Consider the following 25451-nt stretch of genomic DNA (forward strand, 5'->3'; position numbering starts at 1 on the left):
AACGAGTGAAGAGCCGTCAGAGCGGTGACGAATACCGGCTCAGCCGACAGCGATGTCCCCGGCTTCCTGTGCGAGCCGAGCGCACAGGAAGCCGGGGACATCGCCTCGTCACCTCGTACAGAGGCCGGCACCCGCCGGCCGATCCGTCACCCCACGGACGAGTAGGCCACCACGCCTCGCAACAACTGATCGACGGCCTTACGCGCGACCTTCGCCACCGTCGAGCCCTCCGTTGGAGAAGCGGCCGAGATCTGCCCGAGTACGTCGATCACCTGCTTGCACCACCGCACGAAGTCCCCCGCCGGCATCTCCGCCTCGCGCAGCACCTCGTCGAGCCCCTTGCCGCTGGCCCACATGTACGCGGCCCAGGCGAAGCCGAGGTCGGGCTCGCGCTGGCCGACGCCCTCGGTCTGGGTGATCCGGAACTCCTCCTCCAGAGCGTCCAGCCGCCCCCAGATCCGGACCATCTCCCCCAGCGCCGCCTTGGCCTTGCCCGACGGCACCTTGGGCGCCATCGCGTCGTCGCCGACCCGGGCCTCGTACACCAACGCCGACACACAGGCGGCGAGTTCGGCCGGAGCCAGGCCCTCCCAGACGCCCTCGCGCAGGCATTCGCTGGCCAGCAGGTCGAGTTCGCCGTACAGCCGGGCGAGCCGCCTGCCGTGCTCGGTGACCTCGTCGGAGCGCAGGTAGTCCAGCTCGGTCAGCAGGGCGACGATCCGGTCGAAGGTCCGCGCGATGGTGTTCGTACGACCTTCGATCCGCCGCTCCAGCTGCGAGGTGTCCCGCAGCAGCCGGTGGTACCGCTCGGCCCAACGGGCGTGATCCTCACGGTCGTTGCAGCCATGACACGGATGCGCGCGAATCGCCGTGCGCAGCCGCGCGATCTCGCGGTCGTCGGCCGCCTGCGAGCGCTTCTTGCGGGCGCGCTCCGCCGGGATGTGCCCGGCCTTGGTGCGCAGCGCGGAGGCGAGGTCCCGGCGGGACTGCGGCGAGCGCGGATTGAAGGACTTCGGGATCCGCATCCGCTCCAGCGGCTCGACCGGCACCGGGAAGTCGATCGACGCCAGCCGCTTGACCTGCCGCTCGGCGGTCAGCACCAGCGGACGCGGGCCGTCGTGGTGCTCGAAGCCGCGGTGACCGTTGGAACGGCCGGCGGGCAGACCCGGGTCGAGCACCAGCGCCAGCCCCGCGTACTTGCCCGTCGGTACGTGGATGACGTCGCCGGGTTTGAGCTTCTCCAGGGCGACCGCGGCCTCGGCACGCCGCTGGGACGCGCCCTGCCGGGCCAGTTCGGTCTCCCGGTCCTTCAGTTCGCGGCGCAGCCGCGCGTACTCGTCGAAGTCGCCGAGGTGGCAGGTCATGGAGGCCTTGTAGCCCTCCAGCCCCTCTTCGTTGCGCTGCACCTGCCGGGAGATTCCCACGACCGACTTGTCGGCCTGGAACTGCGCGAAGGAGGTCTCCAGCAGTTCGCGCGAGCGGTGCCGGCCGAACTGCTCGACCAGGTTGACCGCCATGTTGTACGACGGCTTGAAGCTGGAGCGCAGCGGGTAGGTGCGCGTGCCCGCCAGGCCCGCCAGGTGCTCGGGGCTCATGCCGCGCTGCCACAGCACCACCGCGTGGCCCTCGATGTCGATGCCCCGGCGGCCGGCGCGGCCGGTGAGCTGGGTGTACTCGCCCGGGGTGATGTCGGCGTGCTGCTCGCCGTTCCACTTGACGAGCTTCTCCAGCACGACCGAGCGGGCGGGCATGTTGATGCCGAGCGCGAGGGTCTCGGTGGCGAAGACCGCCTTGACCAGGCCGCGGACGAACAGTTCCTCCACGACCTCCTTGAAGGTCGGCAGCATGCCGGCGTGGTGGGCGGCGATGCCGCGCTCGAGGCCCTCCAGCCACTCGTAGTAGCCGAGGACGTGCAGGTCCTCGGTGGGGATGGACGCCGTGCGCTCCTCGACCAGGGCACGCACCTTTTCCCGCGCCTCCTCGTCGTTGAGGCGCAGGCCCGCGTACAGGCACTGCTGGACGGCGGCCTCGCAGCCTGCGCGGCTGAAGATGAAGGTGATGGCGGGCAGCAGGCCCTCGGAGTCGAGTCGCTCGATGACCTCCGGCCGGCTCGGCGTCCACACCCGCGAACGCTGCCTGCGCTCCCGCTCGCGGTCGGCCTCGCGCATGGCGCGGCCCCGTCGGCGGTCCTGGTACGACGGGCGGCTGGCCTCCATGCGAGCCATCCGCGTGAGGTCGGGGTTGACGGCCTTCTTGTGGCCCTCGCCCTCCTCGAACAGGTCGTACATCCGCCGCCCGGCGAGTACGTGCTGGAACAGCGGCACGGGCCGGTGCTCGGAGACGATCACCTCGGTGTCGCCGCGGACGGTGTCCAGCCAGTCGCCGAACTCCTCGGCGTTCGACACAGTCGCCGACAGTGACACCAGGGTCACCGACTCGGGCAGGTGGATGATCACCTCCTCCCAGACGGCGCCGCGGAAGCGGTCGGAGAGGTAGTGCACCTCGTCCATGACCACGTACCCGAGGCCGAGGAGGGTCTGCGAACCCGCGTACAGCATGTTGCGCAGCACCTCGGTGGTCATCACGACCACCGGGGCGTCGGGGTTCACGCTGTTGTCGCCGGTCAGCAGGCCGACCTTCTGCGTGCCGTAGCGGCGGCACAGGTCGGAGTACTTCTGGTTCGACAGCGCCTTGATGGGTGTCGTGTAGAAGCACTTCTTGCCCTGCTGAAGGGCGAGGTGGACGGCGAACTCGCCCACGATCGTCTTGCCCGAGCCGGTGGGGGCGGCCACCAGCACGCCCTTCCCCGCCTCGAGCGCCTGGCAGGCCTCGATCTGGAAGGGGTCGAGGCCGAAGTCGTACATCTCGCGGAAGGACGCGAGTGCGGTGGCCTGCTCGGCTGCCCGCCTGCGGGCTGCCGCGTACCGCTCGGCCGGTGAGAGGTCCTCTGTCATCGTGCATTCGAGGTTACCGGGCCCCACTGACAACAGGACGATCATTATCCGGAACGTGGGACAACCACGACGAGCGGTGCCCGCGTCCTCGGGGACGCGGGCACCGCTCGTGAGCCGAATGAAGGGACGGTCAGGTCACGTCGTCATATCCGTTGACCCGGTCCGGGCCCGCCTGCTCGGGCACCGTCCGGCCGGCGGAGACCGGCTCGACCTCGCCGATGGCCTCCGGCGTGAGATCCAGCTCGGAGGCCTCGTCGTCGGCCGGGCCCTCGGCCTCGCGTCGCGCCCGGCGCTGGTCGTTGAGCAACGCGATGGCCACGGCGATGAAGTAGAGCCCCCAGATCGGCGCCGCCAGCGCCAGCATCGTCATCGGGTCGGGGCTGGGTGTGGCCACGGCCGCGAAGACGGTGATCCCGATGACCATGCCGCGCCACCAGCCCAGCATGCGCCGCCCGGACAGCACGCCGGTGAGGTTGAGCATGACCAGCAGCAAGGGCATCTCGAAGGCGAGACCGAAGACGACGATCATGCGGGTGACCAGGTCCAGCAGGTCGTCCAGCGGCAACAGGTTCTCGGCACCGTCGGGTGTGAGGCCGATCATCACCTTGGCCGTGGTGGGCAGCACGTGGAACGCGAGGTAGCCACCGGTGAGGAAGAGCGGGAAGCCGAAGCCGACGAAGGCGTAGGCGTACTTCTTCTCGTTGCGGTGCAGGCCCGGCGCGACGAACGCCCACAGCTGGTACAGCCAGACCGGCGACGCAAGGACGACACCGGCCATCAGGGCGACCTTCAGGGCCAGGGTGAACGGAGCCAGCAGGCCACTGACGGTGATGTGCGCGCAGTGAACGTTCTTGGCATCGGCCAGTTCCCCGAAGGACTGGCCACAGCCGATCTCGTCGAGCATCGGCCTGGTGATGACATCGATGATGTCCCTGTAGAAGAAGGCCGCGACGATCGTGACGGCGAGGATCGCCAGGACACCCTTGGCAAGCCGGTTGCGCAGCTCACGCAAGTGATCCGCGAGCGGCATCCGGCCCTCGGGATCCCTCTCCTTTTTGCGGGCGGACTTGGGCAACCCACATCCTCATCTCGTGCAGCGGACCGGGTGTCCCCGGTCCTCGCGTCAGCGCTGGGTCGTGTCCGTCGGCTCGTTGACCGGGCGGGAGCTGGTCACGTCGCCGGGCGCGGCCTGGATCGTGCGCTGAGCGGGAGCGGGAGCGGGCTCCTCGGCGGACTCGGCGGTGCCGGACTGCTTGCCCTCCTCCTTCATCGCCTTCGCCTCGCTCTTCAGGATGCGGGCGGACTTGCCGAGCGAGCGCGCCATGTCCGGCAGCTTCTTGGAACCGAACACGAGGAGGATGACCACAACGAGGATCAGCAGGTGCCACGGCTCAAGTCCGTTGCGGAACATAAATCTTCACCTTCTCACCGAGGCGGGGCGACGGGCCTGTCCGACCAGTCGGACACATGTCCGAACATCGTTCTGACAGCGATCGTAACGCCCGGGGGTGAACGTGGAACAATCCCCGTGCGTATTCCTGCTCTGCGGACCGTGCCTCGTTGCCGGGCCGCGACCAGCAGCGTACCCGCCGCAGCGGCCCGCGTGACAGGGCGAAGTGACCCAAAACGCTTGCGCCTCAAGACTCACAGGACCGCCACAGCAGCCCTCACAGCGAGTCGGCAGCGCGGGCGGCGCTCGCGGACGCCCGCTCCAGGTCCTCGGCGGCCCTGTTGATACGGCTCGCGGAGTCCGTGACCTGCCTGCCGAGGCGCTGCGCCTCCAGGAAGACCCGGACGGCCAGCACACCGAGGACGGCAAGTCCCAGGAAACCCACAGCTACCGCGAACATCGGCCAGAACATGACGCCGAGCCTAGACGGTGGAGTGCAGCCGCAGGGTCCTGACCCCGCCCCCGGTCAGCAGCTCGACGATGCGCTCCCCCGCGGGCTTGCGGACGGACACCCCGCACTCGGGGCAGGTGAAGGAGTAGAACGTCGTACGGCTGCTGGCGCCGATCGCCAGGCGCAGAGCGCTCGCGGAGAGCTCGAAGCGGCCCCGGCAGTCCGGGCAGCCCGCCTTGAACACCACGGGGACGACTCTCTTCATCCCGCCGAACGCCGCCGCGACCGTCATGTCCCTCGCACCGGACCCCGCGGACTCGCTCAAAGCCCCAGCTCCTCTTTTTCTGGTGGTCCGCCTCCGGGGCGCCACAGCCGGCGCGCCCCCCGCGGCTCACTCCCGCCGGTCATGAACGCCAGGCACAGCATTCGTCACGCCTGCGGCGCGTCGTACGCCACGAGCGCCTCGGTCGCCGCCTGGCGGGCGCTGGCGGCCAACTCGGGCGGCGACACGATCCGGCCGTCGCGGCCCAGCCGCAGCGCCAGACGTCTGAGCGATGCCGGATCGGGGGTACGCAAGGTGATACGCAGTCCGCCGTCGGGAAGCTCATCCGCGCTGTCGTGCGGGTAGTACTCGGCCACCCAGCGGCCACCGGGGTCGACCTCGACAACGACCTCCGGGTCCTCGGCGGCGGGCTGCACCAGCGCTTCGGAGAGGTCCCGCAGTTCTATCTCCGGCGGCGCCGACGGCTCGTCGAGGATCCTGATCTCGGCGACCCGGTCGAGCCGGAAGGTACGCCGGGCCTCGGAGCGGCGGCACCAGGCCTCGACATAGGTGTGGCCGACGCTGACCAGGCGGATGGGGTCGATCTCGCGCTCGGTGAGCTCGTCCCGGGCGGGCGAGTAGTAGCGGATCCACAGCCGACGGCGCTCGGAGATCGCCCGGTCGACATCGGCGAAGACACCGCCCTCGGACTCGAAGGTCACCGACAGCCGGGCGCTGGCGCCGGCCGCCTCGCCGGCCGCGGCCTCCACCTTGGCCGTCGCCCGCAGCAGCGCCTGCCGGTCGCCCTCCCGCAGGCCGGGCAGGGTGGCGACGGCCCGGGCGGCCACGAGCAGGGCGGTGGCCTCGTCGGCGGCGAGCCTGAGCGGCTCCGCGGCGTCCGCGCCGAGCGCCGCGGGGTTGTGCCACCAGATGCGCTCGCCGTCGGTGTCGATGTCGAGCAGGTCGCCGCCACGGAAACTGGTGCCGCACATGGGCAACACGTCGAGATCCGAGACCAGCTCGTCCTCGGTGATCCCGAAGGCGCGCGCCACGTCCGCGACCCGGGCGCCGGGGCGCTCACGCAGATACGTCACCAGGGAGAGCATCCGCCGGGTCTGGTCGATGGCGTTCACGGACCGGACCGGTTTGCCTGCCACTGTTCTGCTTCCCCCTCAGCCCTTGGCCACGGCACGCAGCCGGTCCACCACGTCGGCCCGCAGCTCGGCGGGCTCCAGGACCACCACGTCCGGACCGAACTCCACCAGCCAGGCGTCCAGACCGTGCCCGTACGGAATCTCCAACTCGTCCCAGCCGTCTCCGAGTTCCCGCACCGAGGTGGCTTTCGCCCGAAGGGGGTAACCGGCGTCCGAACGCAGCCGGATCAGGGCCGTGCGATCCGCGATCTCGCCCGCCCAGCTCGCCACGGTCTCGCGGACGGTGACCACGTCGGGGACCGGGGCGGTGAAACCGTTGCCCCGAGTACGCACCTTCCCGGTGATCCGCGACAGCCGGAACACGCGCTCGGCGCCCCGGTCGCGATCCCAGCCCGCCAGGTACCAGTGACCGCGCCAGCACTCCAGCGCCCACGGCTCCACATGCCGGGGCTCCGGGTGGGCCGCGGAGGCCTTGCGGTAGTCGAAGACGACCGGGCGGCGGTCGCGGCAGGCCAGCATCAGCGGCTCGAAGGCGGCCTCGTGCACCGGGATGCGCGGCTCCAGAGCACCGTGCGCCTCGTACGGGTCGACGTCCTCGGGCAGGCCGGCCGCGCGCAGCTTCTGCAGGGCGCCACTGGCCGCGCCGGCCAGCCGGGCCTGCTGCCAGACCTTGGCGGCCAGGCCCAGGGCGGCGGCCTCCTCGGCGTCCAAGGTGATGGGCGGCAGACGGTTGCTGTCGCGGCGGGCCAGGTAGCCGACCTCACCGTCGATGTTCTCGACGGTCTCGATCACCAGTCCCAGCTCGCGCAGGTCGTCCTTGTCGCGCTCGAACATCCGGCTGAAGGAGTCGTCGGATCCCGCCGTGCCCTTGTCCGGCCTCCCCGCCTCGACGTAGGCCTCGATGGAGTCACGCAGCTCGCGCTTGCTGAGCGGCCGACGTGTCCCCAGCAAGCACAGCGCCAGGTTCATCAGCCGCTCGGCCTTGGCAATGGCCATCGACGCCCTTCGCCTTCCCTATGGTGGTTCCAACCGATGACCGTACCGCTCCGGAGCGTCGCGGCGAAAGCCGGTGCAAAACCGAGGGCCCATGCGGACAGCACGGGCCCTCGTTCGACCAGGAGCGGTCAGCGCTTGGCAACGCCCACCAGGTCGCAGACGAAGATCAGCGTCTCGCCCGGGGCGATCCGGCCACCGGCACCCCGGTCGCCGTACGCGAGGTGCGCGGGGATGACCAGCTGGCGGCGACCGCCGACCTTCATGCCCTGCACGCCCTTGTCCCAGCCCTGGATGACCTGGCCGACACCGAGCTGGAAGTCCAGCGGGGTGCCGCGGTTCCAGGAGGCGTCGAACTCCTCGCCGGTGGAGAACGCGACGCCCACGTAGTGAACCTTGACGAAGTCACCGGCCGCGGCGACCTCGCCGTCCCCCTCCCAGATGTCCTTGATCTCGAGGTCGGCCGGGGGCTCGCCGCCCGGGAAGTCGATCTCGGGCTTCTCGATGTTCACGTCTAGAGCTCCTGCTTGTGTACGACTCGGAACGCGGACAGTCTTTCATCTCCGGGCCGCTCGCGCCCGCGGCGAGCGGACCACACGCCGCGCGCTACATCGCCGCCAGGATGTCCACGGTGAACACCAGCGTGGAGTCCTTCTTGATGGGGCTGCCGCTCGGCGGGTTGTCGCCGTAGCCCTGGTCCGGGGGCACCACGATCAGGACCCGGCTGCCCACCTTCTTGCCCGTGACTCCATCGGCCAGGCCCTTGACGACCTGCTGCATCTGCTCCAGGGAGAGCTGGCTCAGCCGCCCGGTGCCGTACGTCGCGACGAACGGCTTGCCCTTGTTGCCCTTCTTCCAGACCAAGCCCTGGAACTGACACAAAATGGTCTGGCTCGCCTTGACCTCGGGCCCGTCGCCCTCCAGGACGTAGTTCGACACGAGTTTCTTCGGCGGATCCGGCTGCTGGATGTCGACCGAGGGGGCACTGCCGTCCGTCTTGGTGCCGATCTTCGGCAGACTTGCGTCGTTCTGCGCGACCGGCTTGCCCTTGCTGGAGCTCTTGGAGTTGAAGAAGTCCACCAGGTCGACGACGAAGACCAGCGTGTCGGTGCCCTTGATGCCCGCGTCCGGGTTACCGGACTTGCCGTATCCCCAGGTCGGCGGGACGGCCATCTCGATCCGGCTGCCTACCTTCTTGCCCGCCAGGGCGTACCGCCAGCCGTCGATGATGCTGCCCTGGGCGAGCTGCATGACCAGGGGCGCCTTACGGTCGTAGGAGTTGTCGAAGACCTTCGCCGTGGCCCAGATCTGGCCCAGGTAGTTCGCCACGATGAAGTCGTTCTCCGCGACCGTGCGGCCGCTGCCCGCGATCGCCGTCCTGACCGCCAGGTTCTTCGACGGCTCCCCCGTGCCCTTCGCCACCGTCGGCTTCTCGCCGAACTTCGTGCCCGCGGTGATGGCGGGCAGCGGCCCATCCACGATCTTCGGCGGCGGAGCGGAGGAGGCGGAGGCCGACGGCGACGGCGACGCGGAGGCCTTGCTCGATTCGGACGAGCCGTCGCCGCAACCGGCGAGCGTGACCAGTCCTGCGGGTACGGCGGCAAGGAGGAGGGAGCGTCGGCGCACGGGGGGAGCCTCGTAATCGGTCGATCTTGTGGATGGCGTGCGCGCAACTCTACGGCGTGACACGGGCGCCGTACGGAAAACGTACGGCGCCCGTGTGACGTTCCCGCATTGATGTGCAGAAACGCTTGGCCCACAAACACTCGGTGTGAACGCCCGGCTCACATTCCGGCGATCAGCTTCTCCACCCGGTCGTCCACCGAACGGAACGGGTCCTTGCACAACACGGTCCGCTGCGCCTGGTCGTTCAGCTTCAGGTGCACCCAGTCGACCGTGAAGTCCCGGCGCTGCTCCTGCGCCCGCCGGATGAAGTCACCGCGCAGCCGCGCCCGAGTGGTCTGCGGAGGAACCGACTTGCCCTCGAAGATCTTCAAGTCGTTGCAGATCCGGGTGGCTTGGCCCTTCTTCTCAAGCAGGTAGTACAGGCCACGACGACGGTGGATGTCGTGGTAGGCGAGGTCTATCTGGGCGACCCGCGGATGCGACATCGTCATGTTGTGCTTGGCCCGGTACCGCTCGATGAGCTTGTACTTCATCACCCAGTCGATCTCGGTGCCGATACGGTCGAGGTCCTCGGTCTCGATCGCGTCCAGCGTGCGGCCCCACAGCTCCAGCACCTGCTCGACCGTGCCGGTACGGATGCCGCGGCGCTCGCAGAAGTCCACGGCCTTCTCGTAGTACTCCCGCTGCACCTCCAGCGCGGAGGCCTCGCGGCCGCTGGCCAGCCGCACCTTGCGCCGGCCGGTGATGTCGTGGCTGACCTCGCGGATCGCCCGGATCGGGTTCTCCAGGGTGAGGTCCCGCATCACCGTGCCCGCCTCGATCATGCGCAGCACCAGGTCGGTGGCGCCGACCTTGAGCAGCATGGTCGTCTCGGACATGTTCGAGTCGCCCACGATGACATGCAGGCGGCGGTAGCGCTCGGCGTCCGCATGCGGCTCGTCGCGCGTGTTGATGATGGGCCGGGAGCGGGTCGTCGCCGAGGAGACGCCCTCCCAGATGTGCTCCGCCCGCTGACTGACGCAGTACACCGCGCCACGCGGGGTCTGGAGCACCTTGCCGGCGCCGCACAGCAGCTGCCGGGTGACCAGGAACGGAATGAGGATGTCCGCGAGCCGGGAGAACTCCCCGTGCCGGGCCACCAGATAGTTCTCGTGGCAACCATAGGAGTTGCCCGCCGAGTCCGTGTTGTTCTTGAAGAGGTAGACGTCGCCCGCGATTCCCTCCTCGTGCAGGCGTCGTTCCGCGTCCACCAGGAGTCCTTCGAGAATGCGCTCGCCCGCCTTGTCGTGGGTGACCAGTTCGGTCACATTGTCACATTCGGGTGTCGCGTATTCCGGATGTGACCCCACGTCGAGATAGAGGCGGGCGCCGTTTCGCAGAAAGACATTACTGCTGCGGCCCCATGACACGACACGGCGGAAGAGGTACCGCGCCACCTCGTCAGGCGACAGGCGGCGCTGTCCCCTGAACGTGCACGTGACGCCGTACTCGTTCTCCAGCCCGAAAATGCGGCGGTCCATGAGTGAACATTACGCCCGATCCCCCGAGCTGAAACGGGGTTCGGCAGCACGATTTGGATCATTTTCCGGTGAAGCCGCAACGACCGCACCCCCGGCGGGAGCTGCGAGGACCCGCCCGGTGGCCACCAGGACCAGCAACGACACCGCACGCGCCACACCCGGCGCGGCGAATCCGGCCTCAGCATCGGCGGCAGGTGACACACCGCCAGAAGACCGACCAGCACCCTCAGTCGCCGCTCGGGCACACCGGCCCACCGCCGCGCCCCGTACACCGTGCCGTCCACCAGCGCACCCAGAGGCCCGGCGCCGCCATCAGCCGGCCGCGTGTCGGCGCGTGCGCTCGATGGCGAAGTTGACGGGAAAAGAGTTGCCCATCCAAGTGTTACGTATAACCTAGTCAGGTGAGGTCATACGACGATCACGGTTCCGCATGCACGGCAGCCGGTACCTCACTGCCCGTTTTCTGTGGACAGGGACATTTGATGACGAACATCCTCAGCCCGGCCGTCCCCGCCAGACGCTGGGGTGCCAGCCATGTGCACCTGGCCGATGAGGCCTCGGTTCCCGTCCTCGATCAAGGTGCGCGATGAGTTACGTGAGCCTCCTGCGGAGTCCGCATGTATCCCGGCTGCTGTCGGGCACCCTTGTCGGGCGGCTGCCGAGCGGGATGGCTGCGATCGCGATCCCCCTGGCGCTGCGCAACGCAGACGCACCGTACTGGTTCGTCGGATTCGCCGTTGCGGCGTTTGCCATCGCCACCGCCGTAGGAGGGCCGCTGCTCGGCCGGCTGGTGGACCGCGTCGGCCAGGCCCTGGTGCTGCTGCCGGCAGCCGTACTGGCGGGCTGCGGGTTCCTTGTGATCGCGGCGGCCCCGGGCCGGCAGGCTTCCGTCCTTGCCGGAGCCGTCCTGGCGGGTGCGGCATCGCCGCCGCTGGAGCCCTGTCTGAGGGCACTGTGGCCGACGGTCGTCGCCGCCGAGAAGCTGGAGTCGGCCTACGCCCTGGACTCCGCCTCCCAGGAACTGATCTTCGTGGGCGGGCCGCTGATCGTCGCCGGCTGTGTCTCCGTGGCCTCACCGGTGGAATCCTTGTGGGCCGCCGCGCTGCTGGGGCTCGCGGGTGTGCTCGTGGTCGCCACCGCCGAACCCGTCCGAGCCTGGCGGGCACCTGCCCGCAAGAGCGACTGGCTCGGCCCGCTGCGCAGCCAGGGGCTCGTGGTCCTGCTGGTCAGCCTCACCGGTGTGGGCGTTGCGCTCGGCACGCTCAATGTCGTCGTCGTGGCCTATGCGGAGGACCACCGGATTCCCGGGGGCGCCCCGACACTCCTGGCTCTCAACGCCCTCGGCGCTCTGGTCGGGGGACTTGCTTACGGCGCTGTACGCCGCTGGCCGGTCCGGCCTGCGCGCAGGACTCTGCTGCTGTCCGTCGGCCTGGCACCGGGCTATGCACTCCTGTGCCTGGTGCCCTCGCCACCATGGATGTCCTGCCTGATGCTGCTGACCGGGCTGTTCCTCGCACCGGTGCTGACGGTCTCCTTCGTCCTGGTAGGAGCGCTCGCCCCAGCGGGCACCGTCACCGAGGCGTTCGCCTGGCTCGTCACGCTGATGACCGCGGGCACGGCGCTCGGGGCCGCCGCCGTCGGGTTGGTCCTGGAGCATGGCGGTCCGAGATGGGCGGCGGCGTGCGGCGTGCTGGGTCTCGCGGTCAGCATTCTCATCCTCCTGGCCGGGCAGTCCCGGCTGGATACGGTTCCGCGTGCGGGCACCCAGGCTTCTGCTGTTTCCCCGGCGCAACTCGCACCGTGACGCGATGCGCATGGCCGCGTCGGCCGTGATCCCGGCCGTGCGGCGGCCGGGCCGGCGAATGCCGACGGGCGAGCCAGGGCTCCTTCATCAGGGCCGAGGCCACCGCGGCCATCGACTGACTCGAGGTTTTACGTATGACGTCGACTTTCCATACGTACCATGTGCGCTGTTCACGCGTCCGGACGACGGACGGGGGCAACGAACCAGCCGAAGGAGCGCACCCACGGTGGCACCCAGCAACACGCGCCCGACAAGCCGTGACGTCGCCCAGGCCGCCGGGGTCTCACAAGCGGCCGTCTCACTCGTCCTCGGCGACAAATGGCGCGGCCGGGTGTCGGCGGCCACCGCCGAACGCGTCCGGGAAGCCGCACGCGACCTCGGCTACCGGCCCAACCTCGCCGCCCGCAACCTGCGCCTCGGCCGCACCCGCACCGTCCTCCTCGTCGTGCCCGCACTCACCACCGAATTCTTCGCCGGCGTCTACACGGGTGCCGCCCGCGTCGCCGCCCAGCACGGCTTCGGCGTCGTCCTCTACCCCTCCCCCGAGGGCATCGGACCCGCCCGCGACCCCTTCGCCTCCGCCCAGGCGGCCCTCGACGGCGTCATCGCCTCCTCCATGGCCGCCGACGCCCTCACCGCCATCCGGGGCGACCAACTCCCCCTCGTCATGCTCGACAGCGACCCCGACGGCAGCCTCGGCGCCGCCACGGTCAATCTGGACATCGCGGACGGCGTACGACAGGTCGCCGAACACCTGCTCGGACTCGGCCACCGGCGCTTCCTGCACCTCGCCGCGGACGTCGCCTCCTGGACCTTCGAGGTACGCGCGCGTGAGCTGGCCGCACACGTCGGCGCCGTCCCCGGCACCGACATCCGCACCGTCCACGCCCCCATCTCCATCGAAGGCGCCCTCGCCGCCACCACCGCCGCCCTGACCGGCCCGGGCCCCCACCCCACCGCCCTGGTCTGCGACGACGACAAACTCGCCGCAGGCGCCTACAAGGCCCTGCGCCGCCTAGGCCTGCGCATCCCGGACGACATGTCCGTCACCGGCCTCGACGACCTCGCCCTCGCCACCGCCATCGACCCCGAATTGACCACCGTCCGCCTGGACGCCGAGCTCTTCGGCGAACGCGGCATGCGTGCCCTCCTCGCGGTTCTGGAGGGCTCGCGGCCGGAGGGCGGGGACATACCGGTGGAACTGGTGGTACGGGGCTCCACGGCGGCACCAGGCGCCACCTGACGCCACGCGCCCCGGCCGAAAGGGTCGACCGGGGCGCGTGGCGGCGACGTGCGGGACGAGGACCTACTCCTCCTCGGAGCTGTCCTCCTCGGCGCTCTCCGCCTCCGTGCTCGCGCCGTTGACCGCCAGCAGCCGGGAGAGCTGCCGGCCGACGATCCGCTTGAACTTGCGCTGCTGCGGCCGCGTACGGTCCAGCACCGCGACCTCCAGGCGCTCGGCGGGAATCTCCCGCTCACTGCCGTTGGTGTCGCGGGAGAGGGCCTGAACCGCCAGCTTGAGCGCCTCGGCCAGCGACATACCGTCCTGGTGACGCTGGTCGAGGAAGCTGCTGATCTGCTCGGCGTTGCCGCCGACCGCGACCGAACCGTGCTCGTCGACGATCGAACCGTCGTGCGGCAGGCGGTAGATCTGGTCACCCTCCGGGGTCTCCCCCACCTCGGCGACCACCAGCTCCACCTCGTACGGCTTCTCGGCCGCACTCGAGAAGATCGTGCCCAGCGTCTGGGCGTAGACGTTGGCCAGACCCCTGGCCGTGACGTCGTCCCGGTCGTAGGTGTAACCGCGCAGGTCGGCGTAGCGCACGCCACCGATCCGCAGGTTCTCGTACTCGTTGTACTTGCCGGCGGCCGCGAAGCCGATCCGGTCGTAGATCTCGCTGAACTTGTGCAGCGCGCGGGACGGGTTCTCACCGACGAAGACGATGCCGTCGGCGTACTGGAGCACCACGAGGCTGCGGCCACGGGCGATGCCCTTGCGGGCGTACTCCGCCCGGTCGGCCATGGCCTGCTGGGGTGAGACATAGAACGGCGTCGACACCGGTTATCCGTCCCTTTCTGTGGAAGTCACTCGATCACCTGGACAACACGGGCCGCGGCCTAGAGAAGGGCGGCCCGGGGGCCGTCGGGCTGCTCCAGCCGCCGCTCCAGGATCGCGCGGGCGATCTCGGAGCCCTCGTCGTCGGTGAGCCGGCGGAAGCCGTCCTCGGTGATCACGGTGACGATGGGGTAGATCCGGCGGGCGACATCGGGACCACCGGTCGCCGAGTCGTCGTCAGCCGCGTCGTACAGCGCCTGCACCACGAGGGTCGTGGCCTGGTCCTCGGTCAGGTCCTCACGGAACAGCTTCTTCATGGCACCGCGCGCGAAGATCGAGCCGGAGCCCGTCGCCGCGTAGCCGTGCTCCTCGGAGCGGCCGCCCGTGACGTCGTAGGAGAAGATGCGGCCCTTCTCGCGGTCGACGTCGTAACCGGCGAAGAGCGGCACCACGGCCAGGCCCTGCATGGCCATGCCGAGGTTGGAACGGATCATGGTCGACAGCCGGTTCGCCTTGCCCTCCAGCGACAGCTGGGCGCCCTCGACCTTCTCGAAGTGCTCCAGCTCGAGCTGGAAGAGCTTGACCATCTCCACGGCGAGACCGGCGGTACCGGCGATGCCGACGGCCGAGTACTCGTCGGCCGGGAACACCTTCTCGATGTCCCGCTGCGCGATGACGTTGCCCATGGTGGCCCGGCGGTCACCGGCGAGCACCACGCCGCCCGGGAAGGTGACGGCCACGATCGTGGTGCCGTGCGGCGCCTCGATCACGCCCTGGGTCGGGGGCAGCTGCCGGTTGCCGGGCAGCATCTCGGGCTGGTGCTCGGAGAGAAAATCCATGAAGGAGGAGGATCCAGGCGTCAGGAAGGCAGCTGGTAGACGCCCGGTGCCACGAGTATTGGCTTCCACGAGATTCCTTCCAGAGAGGCAGCGGCCCGCCGAGCGGCGTCGGGGTCGTCCCCCAACTTGCCGATGGCCGAATTGCAGTTGAAGCACAGTACGCCACGGACCCTACCCGTCTTGTGGCAGTGATCCACATGTGCGGCCGGAGCCATCCGGTAGATCACGCAGAGCCCCGCCCGAGAGGCGGCCGACGCATCACGGTCGGCTTGGGTGGGGCCGTAGTGGCGCTTCAGGTGACGCTCGCGTCCCGCGACAGCGCGGCACGCCCTTTTCATGCCCTCGGCTTCGAGGCCGCGTCGGCAGGCCTCCGCCCCGCATTCGCGGCAACGATCCTGAAGCCCGTCGAGCTCGGACCTGTTGGCCGCGAATGCGCTGATGGGGAGCGTCCGCTTGCATGCCGAGCATCGCTTCTCGGCACCCAAAGTGGACATTTAGTACTACTCTCCACCCTTTTGGACAAATGACCGAACGAAGTCCTCGGCGTTCTCCTCGAGCACATCATCGATTTCGTCCAGGACGGAGTCCACGTCATCGCTCAGTTTCTCCTGGCGCTCCTTGAGGTCTTCCGAAGCCTGCGCGTCCTGCGCCTGCTCCTCGACCTCCTCGGTGGAGCGCGTCGCCTTCTGCTGGCCGCCGCCGGTGTCCTTGGTCGCCATAACCCTCACCCCGCTCAGTTCGCCCGACATGGTCGACAGGTCGGCATTCCTGCCGATCGGTGATGATCAGACCCTACAAGCCGGGTCCGACATCGGCCCCGCAGTTTCTCCAACGTACGGGGGCCACCTCGATGATTCCCGGACGGCGGGATTTCCACCCTGCCCGCCCGGGGCGGTCCGAGTACCCGGAAAGCCCCGCTCAGCCGCCTGACAGGACCCTGACCAGGTCTTCCGCCGTGCGGCAGCGGTCCAGGAGTTCCTTGACGTGATTTCGCGTTCCGCGAAGTGGTTCGAGGGTTGGAACGCGCTGGAGCGAGTCCCGGCCGGGCAGGTCGAAGATCACCGAGTCCCAGGAGGCCGCCGCGACGTCGTCGGCGTACTGCTCGAGGCAGCGCCCGCGGAAGTAGGCCCGTGTGTCCTCTGGCGGCTTCGTACGGGCCCGGTCGACCTCGGCCTCGTCCAGGAGTCGCTTGACGCGCCCGCGGGCCACCAGACGGTTGTACAGGCCCTTCTCGGGCCGTACGTCGGCGTACTGGAGGTCCACCAGATGCAGCCGGGCGGCGTCCCAGTCGAGGCTGTCACGGCGGCGGTAGCCCTCCATGAGCTCCCGTTTGGCCACCCAGTCGAGCTCCCCGGCGAGGCTCATGGGGTCGTGCTCGAGCCGGTTGAGGGTGTCCTCCCAGCGGGACAGGACGTCCTTGGTCTGCTCGTCGGCGTCCGCGCCGAAGCGTTCCTCGACGTATTTGCGCGAGAGCTCGAAGTACTCCATCTGAAGCTGGACGGCGGTGAGTGTCCGGCCGCTGCGCAGAGTGACCAGGCGCTTGAGCGTCGGGTCGTGGGAGACCTGGTGGAGGGTGCGCACGGGCTGGTCGACGGCCAGGTCGACGGCGATGAAGCCGTCCTCGATCATGGACAGGACCAGGGCGGTCGTGCCGAGCTTGAGGTAGGTGGAGATCTCGGAGAGGTTGGCGTCGCCGATGATCACGTGCAGGCGGCGGTACTTCTCCGCGTCCGCGTGAGGCTCGTCCCGGGTGTTGATGATCGGGCGCTTCAGCGTCGTCTCCAGGCCCACCTCGACTTCGAAGTAGTCGGCGCGCTGGCTGAGCTGGAACCCGTGTTCGTGGCCGTCCTGGCCGATGCCGACACGGCCGGCACCTGCGAAGACCTGGCGGGAGACGAAGAAGGGCGTGAGGTGGCGCACGATGTCCGAGAACGGGGTTTCCCGCTTCATCAGGTAGTTCTCGTGCGTCCCGTAGGAGGCGCCCTTGTTGTCGGTGTTGTTCTTGTAGAGGTGGATCGGCTGGGCTCCGGGGAGCTGGGCGGCCCGTTCCGCGGCCTCGGCCATGATCCGCTCTCCGGCCTTGTCCCAGAGGACGGCGTCGCGGGGGTTGGTGACCTCGGGGGCGCTGTATTCAGGGTGTGCGTGGTCGACGTAGAGGCGCGCGCCGTTGGTGAGGATCACGTTGGCGAGGCCGATGTCCTCGTCGGTGAGCTGGCTGGAGTCGGCGGCCTCGCGGGCGAGGTCGAAGCCTCGGGCGTCCCGCAGCGGGTTCTCCTCCTCGAAGTCCCAGCGGGCCCGGCGGGCCCGGTGCATCGCCGCGGCGTAGGCGTTGACGATCTGGGATGAGGTGAGCATGGCATTGGCGTTGGGGTGGCCGGGGACGGAGATGCCGTACTCCGTCTCGATGCCCATTACTCGCCGTACAGTCATGCGGCCCTCCTTGCCCGGCGGCGCCCTCGGTCGTGGACGCCGCTCAAGTACCGCTGGCGCTCCGGTGCGTGTGCGGTGCCCGTCCCCGCACTGCGCGACTCGGCGGTAGGAAAGAGCCTAGAACGCCTTTGCACTGGTGGGGAGATCATTTGCGTCATTTGCGTGCTCCGGCCGTGCCCGAAAAGCAGTCGGCTGCGGGTACCCGTGGAGGGCACCCGCAGCCGCCCTGTTTTTACAGGTACTGCCCGGTGTTCGCCACCGTGTCGATGGAGCGTCCGGTGTCCGCGCCCTGCTTTCCGGTGATGAGGGTGCGGATGTAGACGATCCGTTCGCCCTTCTTTCCGGAGATGCGGGCCCAGTCGTCGGGGTTGGTGGTGTTCGGGAGGTCCTCGTTCTCCTTGAACTCGTCCACGCAGGCCTGGAGGAGGTGGGAGACGCGGAGTCCCTTCTGGTTGTGTTCGAGGAAGTCCTTGATCGCCATTTTCTTGGCGCGTCCGACGATGTTTTCGATCATGGCGCCGGAATTGAAGTCCTTGAAGTAGAGGACTTCCTTGTCGCCGTTGGCGTAGGTGACCTCCAGGAAGCGGTTTTCCTCGGATTCGGCGTACATGTGCTCGACCGCGCTCTGGATCATGCTCTGGACCGTGGTGGACCTGTCGCCGCTGTGCTCGCCGAGGTCGTCCCCGTGGAGCGGGAGGCGCTCGGTGAGGTACTTCCCGAAGATGTCCTTGGCCGCTTCGGCGTCCGGACGCTCGATCTTGATCTTCACGTCGAGCCGGCCGGGCCGCAGGATGGCGGGGTCGATCATGTCCTCGCGGTTGGAGGCGCCGATGACGACCACGTTCTGCAGGCCTTCCACGCCGTCGATCTCGGCGAGCAGCTGCGGGACGATGGTGTTCTCCACGTCCGAGCTGACGCCGGAGCCTCGGGTGCGGAAGAGGGACTCCATCTCGTCGAAGAAGACGATCACGGGAGTGCCCTCGCTGGCCTTCTCCCGGGCTCGCTGGAAGACGAGGCGGATCTGCCGCTCGGTCTCGCCGACGTACTTGTTCAGGAGCTCGGGGCCCTTGATGTTGAGGAAGAAGCTCTTGCCGGCGGCCTGGCCGGTGACCTCGGCGACCTTCTTGGCCAGCGAGTTGGCGACGGCCTTGGCGATGAGCGTCTTGCCGCATCCGGGGGGTCCGTAGAGCAGGACACCCTTGGGCGGGCGCAGTTCGTGCTCCTTGAACAGGTCCGGGTAGAGGTAGGGGAGCTCGACCGCGTCGCGGATGGCCTCGATCTGGCCGCCGAGGCCGCCGATCTGCTCGTAGCCGATGTCGGGCACCTCTTCGAGGACGAGTTCCTCGACCTCGCTCTTGGGGACCACCTCGTAGACGTAGCCGGAGCGGGGTTCGAGCAGCAGGGCGTCGCCGGGGCGGATGGTGACGTCCAGCAGCGGCTCGGCGAGCCGTACCACCCGTTCCTCGTCGGTGTGCCCGAGCACCAGGGCACGCTCGCCGTCCTCGAGGATCTCCTTGAGGGTGACGATGTCCCCGACGCGCTCGTACTCCATGGCTTCGACCACGTTGAGCGCTTCGTTGAGCATTACTTCCTGGCCGCGCCTGAGGTCGTCGAGTTCGACGCTCGGGCTGACGTTCACCCGGAGCTTGCGGCCGCCGGTGAAGATGTCGGCGGTGCCGTCCTCGATGGCCTGCAGGAAGACGCCGAAGCCGGCCGGCGGCTGGGCGAGCCGGTCGACCTCTTCCTTGAGGGCCACGATCTGGTCGCGGGCCTCGCGGAGTGTGTTGGCGAGTCGCTCGTTCTGGGCGGACACGCCGGCCAGGTTCGTCTGCAGCTCGACGATCCGCTCTTCGAGAATCCTCGTGTGTCGCGGAGAGTCGGCGAGCTTGCGTCGCAGGACGGCGATCTCCTGCTCAAGGTAGGCGATCTGCCCGGCCGGGTCGTCGGACCCTCGTCCCGGGCGGATGCCGCGGTTCATGTCGTCGTCGTGGGCTGCCACGGTCCTCACCTCCTCCAAGGGGAGCTGGACGCTTCCAGACCCTACCTGGGTGGGTGTCGATTGAAACCCCTAGATCACAAAGACTGTCAAGGAGTGTCCGATCTTCACCCTTGCGCTCTCCCTCGCATCAGGGGAATACCCACCGAACATGATTGGGAAGCCGCCGCAGGTAGGGTCGAGGCGTTCAACACCCGTCAGAGCTGGCCGGATTCCCGTCGGCTCGGCGTTCAAACGGCAGGAGAGATGACCGTGCAACAGGAGACCCGAAGCGACGGCGAGGCGCTGGAGGTCTGGATCGACCAGGATCTCTGTACGGGCGACGGTATCTGCGCCCAGTACGCCCCGGAGGTGTTCGAGCTGGACATCGACGGCCTGGCTTACGTGAAGGGCCCGGACGAGGAGCTGTTGCAGGCCAGGGGGGCCGCAACGCCCGTGCCGCTGCCGCTTCTCACGGATGTGGTGGATTCCGCGAAGGAGTGTCCGGGCGACTGCATCCATGTGCGTCGGGTTTTGGACAAGGTGGAGGTTTACGGCCCTGACGTGGAGTGATCTTTCGGGCACATGCCGTGAGCATTGTCTGATTTCTCACATGGTCCGCGCGCGGGGGGCCGATTTCAGACGCTGTGGGCCTGGTCGGGCGAGGAGCGGACGAACGCGTTCCCCTTCCACTGCCACTTGGCCGGGGTCTTGAGGTCGGGGCAGCAACTCGGTACGTCGGACGAGGAGTAGCCGAGCAGGGTGGCGGTGACGGCTCCGGCGCGGACGGTGAAGTCGGTGACGTTGAGCCGGTCCTTGGGGTCGACGAGGGTGGCGACGACGCGGGGCTTCTCGGCGTCGGCGGCGCGGGTGAGGACGTAGACGCCGTCGGGCGGGGTGCCCATGGCGGAGTCGCAGTGGACCACGGCGACCGTCTCGGGGTTGCCGTCGCCGTCGAGGTCCCCGGTCGCCTTCTTGGCCACCACGGCCTTCACGCGTCCGCATGCGAGGGGGAAGGCGACGCCTGCGGTGGTGGGTGGTGCGGCGGCCACGGGAGCGGACTTCGCTTCGGTGCCGGTGCTCGGCTGGGCGGCGGTGGCGGAGCCGGGCTGGAGGACCGAGGAGAAGGCCACGACACCGGCGACGGCCGTGGCGGTGGCGAGCCAGTGGATCGGACGGGGGTGGGCGTGAGCGAGTTCCGGTACGGCGGATTGCTGCACTAGGAGCGTCTCCTGTGAGGGCTGTGCCGGTGGGGGTGGCCAGCATGGTGCCACACGTCACAGTTCGGGGGAACGGCAGGGTCAGGGGTTCCTCGGCCCGCAGGGCGCTCGGTTCCTGTTGCTCCGTCAACGCGCGGGCGCCCTGGCGGAGTTCCGGGTGAGTCCTGGGAACTTCGCCGTGGCACCCGCGCGTTGGTGCGACTGGGCGGCAAATGCCGTCACAGGGGTGGCAATGCCGCAGAAGGGACGATCGGAAGGTGGCGGCTCAGCGGCCGGCGCCTCCGTCGGCGTTGGGGCCGGCGTAGTCCTCGCCGTAGGCGCCCTTGGCGGGGCGGCGGCGGCGCATGGGCGGCTCGACGCCGTCGGCGAGGCGGCGGGCGGTGAGGAGGAAGCCGGTGTGACCGATCATCCGGTGGTCGGGGCGTACGGCCAGGCCCTCGATGTGCCAGTTGCGGATCATGGTCTCCCAGGAGGTCGGCTCGTTGAAGCAGCCGATCTCGCGGATGGACTCCACGGTCCGGGCGAGCTGGGTGGTGGTGGCGACGTAGCAGCACAGGATGCCGCCGGGCACCAGTGCCTTGGAGACGGCCTCCAGGCATTCCCAGGGGGCGAGCATGTCGAGGATGACTCGGTCGACGTCGGTGTCGGACAGGTTGTCCTGGAGGTCGCCGACGGTGAGCTGCCAGGCCGGGTGGGGGCCGCCGAAGTAGCGCTCGACGTTCTGCTTGGCGATGTCGGCGAAGTCCTCACGGCGCTCGTAGCTGTGCAGCATGCCGTGGTCGCCGATGGCGCGCAGCAGGAAGCTGCTGAGCGAGCCGGAGCCGACGCCGGCCTCGACGACGCGCGCGCCGGGGAAGATGTCGGCGAAGGCGAGGATCTGCCCCGCGTCCTTGGGATAGACGACGGCTGCCCCGCGGGGCATGGACAGGACGTAGTCGGGGAGCAGGGGGCGCAGCGCGAGGTAGGCGACGTTTCCGGTGGTGCGGACAACGCTGCCCTCGGGAGCGCCGATCAGTTCGTCGTGCGGGAAGGAACCCTTGTGGGTGTGGAAGTTCTTCCCGGCCTCGAGCGTGAACGTGTAGTGGCGGCCCTTGGGGTCGGTCAGCTGTACCTGGTCCCCGACCTTGAAGGGCCCGCGCCTGCGGGCGGCACCGGTCGGTTCGGACATGTGACCAGCCTACCGGCGTTTACAGGGGCCGCCGACCACCTGCGGGGCTCCTAGGAGGACTGCGGGGTGGGCCGGGCCATCGCCTTGACGAAGGCCCGTTCCACGTCGGCGGCGGACAGGACGCCGTAGATCTCGCCGGTGTCCTCCACGACGAGGTACTCGGTCGCGGGGGTGGCGCGCAGGGCGTCGAGGAGGCCCTCGCCGGCCAGTTCCGCGGAGACGCGCATGCCGTCGGTGAGTTCCTGGGCGAGGCCGCTGACCGTGACCCAGGGGCGGCGGTGTTCGGGTACGCCGACGATGGCGGCCTCGCGGACGAGGGAGAGGGGGTTGCCGTCGGCGTCGACGACGACCAGGGCGCGGGCGCCGGCGGCGTTGGCGCGGCGCAGGGCCTCGGACAGCGGGGTGTCGGTCTCCACGGGGACGGCGCGGCGGGTGAGGTTGCGGGCGCGTAGTTCCGGCAGGTGTTCGCGGAGCCGGGCCATGCGCAGGCTGTTGCCGGCGCCGGTCCAGATGATCGCGGCGAGGATCGCGGCGAGCAGGGCGTCGGTGACGGTGTCCATGCCGACGTTGTCCTCGGCGGTGGAGCCGAGCGCGCCGGACTGGGTGAGCAGCGGGAGGCCGATGAGGACGGTGACGGCGAGGGCGCGGCCGAACCAGGCGGCTGCGATCGTGCCGCTCATGGGTTTGCCGGTGATCTTCCAGACGACGGCGCGGAGCATGCGGCCGCCGTCGAGGGGGAGGCCGGGCAGGAGGTTGAAGGCGGCCACGATGAGGTTGGAGACCATGAGACCGGCCAGCAGGACGCCGGGGACGGTGCCGGGTTCGACGGGCAGCATGGCGAGGTAGAACAGCCCGGCGAGGACGAGGGATAGCAGCGGGCCGACGAAGGCCAGGACGAACTCCCGTCCGGGGGTCTCGGCCTCCTTCTCGATCTCGGAGACCCCGCCGAAGAACTGGAGCTGGATGCGGCGGACCGGGAGTTTGAAGCGGAGGGCCGCGACGGTGTGGGCGAGCTCGTGGATCAGGACGGAGGCGTAGAAGGCGACGGCGAAGAAGAGGGAGACGAGATAGCGGGCGGCGCCGAGTTCGGGCAGCACGCGGTCGAGCTGTCCGCCGAACACCCAGGTGATCAGCGCGGCGACGAGGAACCAGCTGGGTGCGACGTACACCGGCACGCCGAAGGGGCGTCCCATGAGCAGTCCGCCGCCGGGTTCGCGGGGGCGCCGGGGCGGGCGGCCCCTCCTGGTACCGGTGTGGGCTTCGGAGCGGCTGGTGGTGTCGCCCGGGTGCGGATGGGTGGGCGGAGGCGCGGCGTGCGGCCGGGGGACGTCCTCGCCGGGCTCCGGACGGGACGGGGTGGAGTCGTTCTGCCGCTCGTCAGCCGCGGGGGCGGGCGGCTCGGCCGCGTCCGGGCGGGCGGCGGGGGCGCCGTCGGGCTCGTCACGCGGGGTGGCCGCCGGGGCGTCGGGGGTTTCCTCGCCGGACTCCGGACGGGACGGGGTGGAGTCGCTCTGCCGCTCGTCAGCCGCGGGGGCGGGGCCCGGCGCTCCGTCCGGGTCGGGGGTTCGGCCGATGGCGGCAGGCGTCTCGTGCGGGCCGGGGCCGGGGCCGGTGGCCGGGGCCGTAGGACCCGCGGGGTGCTCGGCCGGCTCGTCGTTGCCGGACCGCGGCTGCCCGCTCGCGCCGCTCACGTCCACGGTGTCCCCTCGTTCGAAGCGTCTTCCGCGTCTGCCGGGTGCCGGGCGGAAGGGTCTCGAGGTCGATGGTATGCGGCCGTCGTCGCGCGTTCCGCCCCGGCACCCCCTGCGTTCTGCCCGGCGTTGTCCACAGGTGCGGCCCGCGGCTGGGTGACTGTCAGTGGCGGGCCGTATGGTCTGTGGTCATGGACAGCAGCATCGAGGGCACGGCGGAAGCCGGGGGCGGCGCGGGCGCGGAAGCGGATCCGCTGCTCACGGGTGGGGCGGAGACGTCTGTGCCGGACACGGCGGCCACGGTCGCCCCGGCGGACACGGCGGCCGGGCGCCCCGTCGTACCGCCCGCTTCCCTGTCGCCCTCGCGGGCGAGTGACTTCATGCAGTGCCCCCTGCTGTACCGGTTCCGGGTGATCGACCGGCTGCCGGAGAAGCCGAGCGAGGCGGCGACCAGGGGCACGCTGGTGCACGCGGTGCTGGAGCGGCTCTTCGACGCGCCGGCGACCGAGCGGACCGCGCCCCGTGCCAAGTCGCTGATCCCCGGCCAGTGGGACCGGCTGCGGGAGACCAGGCCGGAGGTTGTCGAGCTGTTCGCGGACGATCCGGAGGGCGAGCGGCTGGCCCGCTGGCTGGGCGAGGCCGAGCGGCTGGTCGAGCGGTGGTTCACGCTGGAGGACCCGACCCGCCTGGAGCCGGCCGAGCGCGAGCTGTTCGTGGAGGCGGAGCTGGAGTCGGGGCTGCGGCTGCGCGGGATCATCGACCGGGTGGACGTGGCGGCGACCGGCGAGGTGCGGATCGTCGACTACAAGACGGGCAAGGCGCCGAGACCCGCGTACGCCGAGGGCGCGCTGTTCCAGATGAAGTTCTACGCCCTGGTCGTCTGGCGGCTGAAGAACGTGATCCCGCGCCGGCTCCAGCTGGTCTACCTCGGCAGCGGTGACGTGCTGACGTACGACCCGGTCCTCGCCGACCTGGAGCGGGTGGAGCGCAAGCTGCTGGCGCTGTGGGAGGCGATCCAGGAGGCGACGCAGACCGGTGAGTGGCGGCCGCGGCCGACGAAGCTGTGCGGCTGGTGCGATCACCAGGCGCACTGTCCGGAGTTCGGTGGCACTCCCCCGCCGTATCCGCTGCCGGTGAGGGCGGCCGAGTCGCGGGCCGTGCCGCAGGGCAGAATGGGGCCGGACTAGCGAAGGAGACTTACGTGGCCATCCGCGTCCTACTGGTCGACGACCAGCCGCTGCTGCGCACCGGGTTCCGGATGATCCTGGAGGCGGAGCAGGACATCGCGGTCGTCGGCGAGGCCGGAGACGGCCTCCAGGCCCTCGACCAGGTGCGCGCCCTGCAGCCGGATGTGGTGCTGATGGACATCCGCATGCCGCGGATGGACGGGGTGGAGGCGACCCGGCAGATCACCGGTCCCGGTCGGGACGGCCCGGCGAAGGTGCTGGTGCTGACCACGTTCGACCTGGACGAGTACGTGGTGGAGGCGCTGCGTGCCGGGGCGAGCGGCTTCCTGCTCAAGGACGCGCCCGCCACCGAGCTGGTGCAGGCCATCCGGGTGGTGGCGGCCGGGGAGGCGATGCTCGCGCCGAGCATCACGCGCCGGCTGCTGGACAAGTACGCCACGCATCTGCCGTCGGGGGACGAGCCGGTGCCGGACACGCTGCACACCCTGACCGACCGGGAGGTCGAGGTGCTGAAGCTGGTGGCGCGAGGACTGTCGAACGCCGAGATCGCCGCCGACCTGTTCGTCAGCGAGACGACCGTGAAGACGCATGTGGGTCATGTGCTGACCAAGCTGGGGTTGCGGGACCGGGTGCAGGCGGCGGTGTACGCGTACGAGAGCGGGCTGGTGCGCCCCGGCGCGCAGTAGCGGGCCGTACGACCGGCAAAGGGCGCCCCCTTCCCGAGGGAGGGG

The 25451-nt window shown here is 69.7% G+C and carries 24 protein-coding genes and 1 pseudogene; 5 read left to right on the forward strand and 20 right to left on the reverse strand.

All coding sequences use genetic code 11. The features are described from left to right. Nucleotides 1–146 precede the first annotated feature (146 nt). The 11 genes and pseudogenes from ACWGJM_RS04030 to ACWGJM_RS04080 form a co-directional block, all read right to left on the reverse strand. The gene (locus ACWGJM_RS04030) at nucleotides 147–2999 is read right to left on the reverse strand and encodes a DEAD/DEAH box helicase (protein WP_453410085.1); all 2853 of its coding nucleotides are present in this window, start codon (nucleotides 2997–2999) and stop codon (nucleotides 147–149) included. Nucleotides 3000–3084: 85 nt separating this feature from the next. Then, nucleotides 3085–4029 (reverse strand): twin-arginine translocase subunit TatC, encoded by a 945-nt coding sequence (gene tatC / locus ACWGJM_RS04035; protein ID WP_453410086.1) that lies wholly within the window; start codon nucleotides 4027–4029, stop codon nucleotides 3085–3087. Between the two features lie 48 nt (nucleotides 4030–4077). Beyond that, nucleotides 4078–4365, reverse strand: coding sequence for a Sec-independent protein translocase subunit TatA (gene tatA, locus ACWGJM_RS04040; RefSeq protein WP_453410087.1), 288 nt, complete (start codon nucleotides 4363–4365; stop codon nucleotides 4078–4080). A gap of 256 nt (nucleotides 4366–4621) precedes the next feature. Then, on the reverse strand, nucleotides 4622–4816 hold the full coding sequence (locus ACWGJM_RS04045; RefSeq protein ID WP_453410088.1) for a hypothetical protein: 195 nt from the start codon (nucleotides 4814–4816) through the stop codon (nucleotides 4622–4624). Between the two features lie 10 nt (nucleotides 4817–4826). Beyond that, nucleotides 4827–5120: a hypothetical protein gene (locus ACWGJM_RS04050; protein WP_453410089.1), complete on the reverse strand. Its 294-nt coding sequence runs from the start codon at nucleotides 5118–5120 to the stop codon at nucleotides 4827–4829. Between the two features lie 104 nt (nucleotides 5121–5224). Beyond that, the gene (locus ACWGJM_RS04055) at nucleotides 5225–6214 is read right to left on the reverse strand and encodes a helix-turn-helix transcriptional regulator (RefSeq protein WP_453410090.1); all 990 of its coding nucleotides are present in this window, start codon (nucleotides 6212–6214) and stop codon (nucleotides 5225–5227) included. A gap of 15 nt (nucleotides 6215–6229) precedes the next feature. Next, nucleotides 6230–7207 carry a helix-turn-helix transcriptional regulator gene (locus ACWGJM_RS04060; RefSeq protein ID WP_453410091.1) on the reverse strand — a complete coding sequence of 326 codons (978 nt, stop codon included), beginning with the start codon at nucleotides 7205–7207 and terminating at the stop codon, nucleotides 6230–6232. Between the two features lie 128 nt (nucleotides 7208–7335). Beyond that, nucleotides 7336–7716 carry an FKBP-type peptidyl-prolyl cis-trans isomerase gene (locus ACWGJM_RS04065; protein ID WP_355930588.1) on the reverse strand — a complete coding sequence of 127 codons (381 nt, stop codon included), beginning with the start codon at nucleotides 7714–7716 and terminating at the stop codon, nucleotides 7336–7338. A 94-nt stretch (nucleotides 7717–7810) separates the two neighbouring features. Then, nucleotides 7811–8830 carry an FKBP-type peptidyl-prolyl cis-trans isomerase gene (locus ACWGJM_RS04070; RefSeq protein WP_453410092.1) on the reverse strand — a complete coding sequence of 340 codons (1020 nt, stop codon included), beginning with the start codon at nucleotides 8828–8830 and terminating at the stop codon, nucleotides 7811–7813. Between the two features lie 158 nt (nucleotides 8831–8988). After that, nucleotides 8989–10350 (reverse strand): Pup--protein ligase, encoded by a 1362-nt coding sequence (pafA, locus tag ACWGJM_RS04075; protein ID WP_055622880.1) that lies wholly within the window; start codon nucleotides 10348–10350, stop codon nucleotides 8989–8991. A 9-nt stretch (nucleotides 10351–10359) separates the two neighbouring features. Next, a pseudogene (locus tag ACWGJM_RS04080) lies at nucleotides 10360–10646 on the reverse strand (MFS transporter); the annotation flags it as partial. A 290-nt stretch (nucleotides 10647–10936) separates the two neighbouring features. Here ACWGJM_RS04080 and ACWGJM_RS04085 point away from each other — a divergent pair. Both ACWGJM_RS04085 and ACWGJM_RS04090 read left to right on the forward strand, forming a co-directional pair. Then, complete coding sequence (locus ACWGJM_RS04085) at nucleotides 10937–12154, forward strand: MFS transporter (RefSeq protein ID WP_453410093.1); 1218 nt, start codon at nucleotides 10937–10939, stop codon at nucleotides 12152–12154. Between the two features lie 226 nt (nucleotides 12155–12380). Further along, the gene (locus tag ACWGJM_RS04090; RefSeq protein WP_453410094.1) at nucleotides 12381–13397 is read left to right on the forward strand and encodes a LacI family DNA-binding transcriptional regulator; all 1017 of its coding nucleotides are present in this window, start codon (nucleotides 12381–12383) and stop codon (nucleotides 13395–13397) included. 63 nt (nucleotides 13398–13460) lie between these two features. Here the strand turns inward: ACWGJM_RS04090 and prcA are convergent, their stop codons facing one another. From prcA to arc, 6 genes are all read right to left on the reverse strand, one after another. Further along, nucleotides 13461–14213, reverse strand: coding sequence for a proteasome subunit alpha (prcA, locus tag ACWGJM_RS04095; RefSeq protein ID WP_453410095.1), 753 nt, complete (start codon nucleotides 14211–14213; stop codon nucleotides 13461–13463). Nucleotides 14214–14272: 59 nt separating this feature from the next. Continuing rightward, entirely contained in the window at nucleotides 14273–15118 is an 846-nt protein-coding gene (prcB, locus tag ACWGJM_RS04100) for a proteasome subunit beta (RefSeq protein WP_453410096.1), read from the reverse strand. Next, a complete protein-coding gene (locus tag ACWGJM_RS04105; RefSeq protein WP_453410097.1) occupies nucleotides 15070–15543 on the reverse strand; it encodes an endonuclease VII domain-containing protein in 474 nt (157 codons plus the stop codon). Before ACWGJM_RS04105 ends, prcB begins: the two co-directional genes overlap by 49 nt. A 6-nt stretch (nucleotides 15544–15549) precedes the next feature. Further along, the gene (locus ACWGJM_RS04110) at nucleotides 15550–15768 is read right to left on the reverse strand and encodes a ubiquitin-like protein Pup (RefSeq protein ID WP_011027899.1); all 219 of its coding nucleotides are present in this window, start codon (nucleotides 15766–15768) and stop codon (nucleotides 15550–15552) included. A gap of 199 nt (nucleotides 15769–15967) precedes the next feature. After that, complete coding sequence (gene dop, locus ACWGJM_RS04115) at nucleotides 15968–17479, reverse strand: depupylase/deamidase Dop (protein WP_453410098.1); 1512 nt, start codon at nucleotides 17477–17479, stop codon at nucleotides 15968–15970. Between the two features lie 232 nt (nucleotides 17480–17711). After that, nucleotides 17712–19478, reverse strand: coding sequence for a proteasome ATPase (gene arc / locus ACWGJM_RS04120; protein WP_453410099.1), 1767 nt, complete (start codon nucleotides 19476–19478; stop codon nucleotides 17712–17714). A 243-nt stretch (nucleotides 19479–19721) separates the two neighbouring features. On the opposite strand from arc, the gene ACWGJM_RS04125 reads away from it, so the two are divergent. Further along, a complete protein-coding gene (locus ACWGJM_RS04125) occupies nucleotides 19722–20027 on the forward strand; it encodes a ferredoxin (RefSeq protein WP_453410100.1) in 306 nt (101 codons plus the stop codon). Nucleotides 20028–20092: 65 nt separating this feature from the next. Here the strand turns inward: ACWGJM_RS04125 and ACWGJM_RS04130 are convergent, their stop codons facing one another. The 3 genes from ACWGJM_RS04130 to ACWGJM_RS04140 form a co-directional block, all read right to left on the reverse strand. Further along, on the reverse strand, nucleotides 20093–20674 hold the full coding sequence (locus tag ACWGJM_RS04130) for a hypothetical protein (RefSeq protein ID WP_453410101.1): 582 nt from the start codon (nucleotides 20672–20674) through the stop codon (nucleotides 20093–20095). A gap of 265 nt (nucleotides 20675–20939) precedes the next feature. Continuing rightward, nucleotides 20940–21842, reverse strand: coding sequence for a tRNA (adenine-N1)-methyltransferase (locus ACWGJM_RS04135; protein ID WP_390736950.1), 903 nt, complete (start codon nucleotides 21840–21842; stop codon nucleotides 20940–20942). Nucleotides 21843–21892: 50 nt separating this feature from the next. After that, entirely contained in the window at nucleotides 21893–23539 is a 1647-nt protein-coding gene (locus tag ACWGJM_RS04140) for a site-2 protease family protein (protein ID WP_453410102.1), read from the reverse strand. A gap of 185 nt (nucleotides 23540–23724) precedes the next feature. Between ACWGJM_RS04140 and ACWGJM_RS04145 the strand changes: the two genes are divergently transcribed. Further along, nucleotides 23725–24720, forward strand: coding sequence for a RecB family exonuclease (locus ACWGJM_RS04145; RefSeq protein ID WP_453410103.1), 996 nt, complete (start codon nucleotides 23725–23727; stop codon nucleotides 24718–24720). 14 nt (nucleotides 24721–24734) lie between these two features. Then, nucleotides 24735–25406: a response regulator transcription factor gene (locus ACWGJM_RS04150; protein WP_361205373.1), complete on the forward strand. Its 672-nt coding sequence runs from the start codon at nucleotides 24735–24737 to the stop codon at nucleotides 25404–25406. The last annotated feature ends 45 nt before the right edge of the window (nucleotides 25407–25451 follow it).

The sequence above is a fragment of the Streptomyces sp. NPDC054834 genome (genome assembly GCF_053611185.1).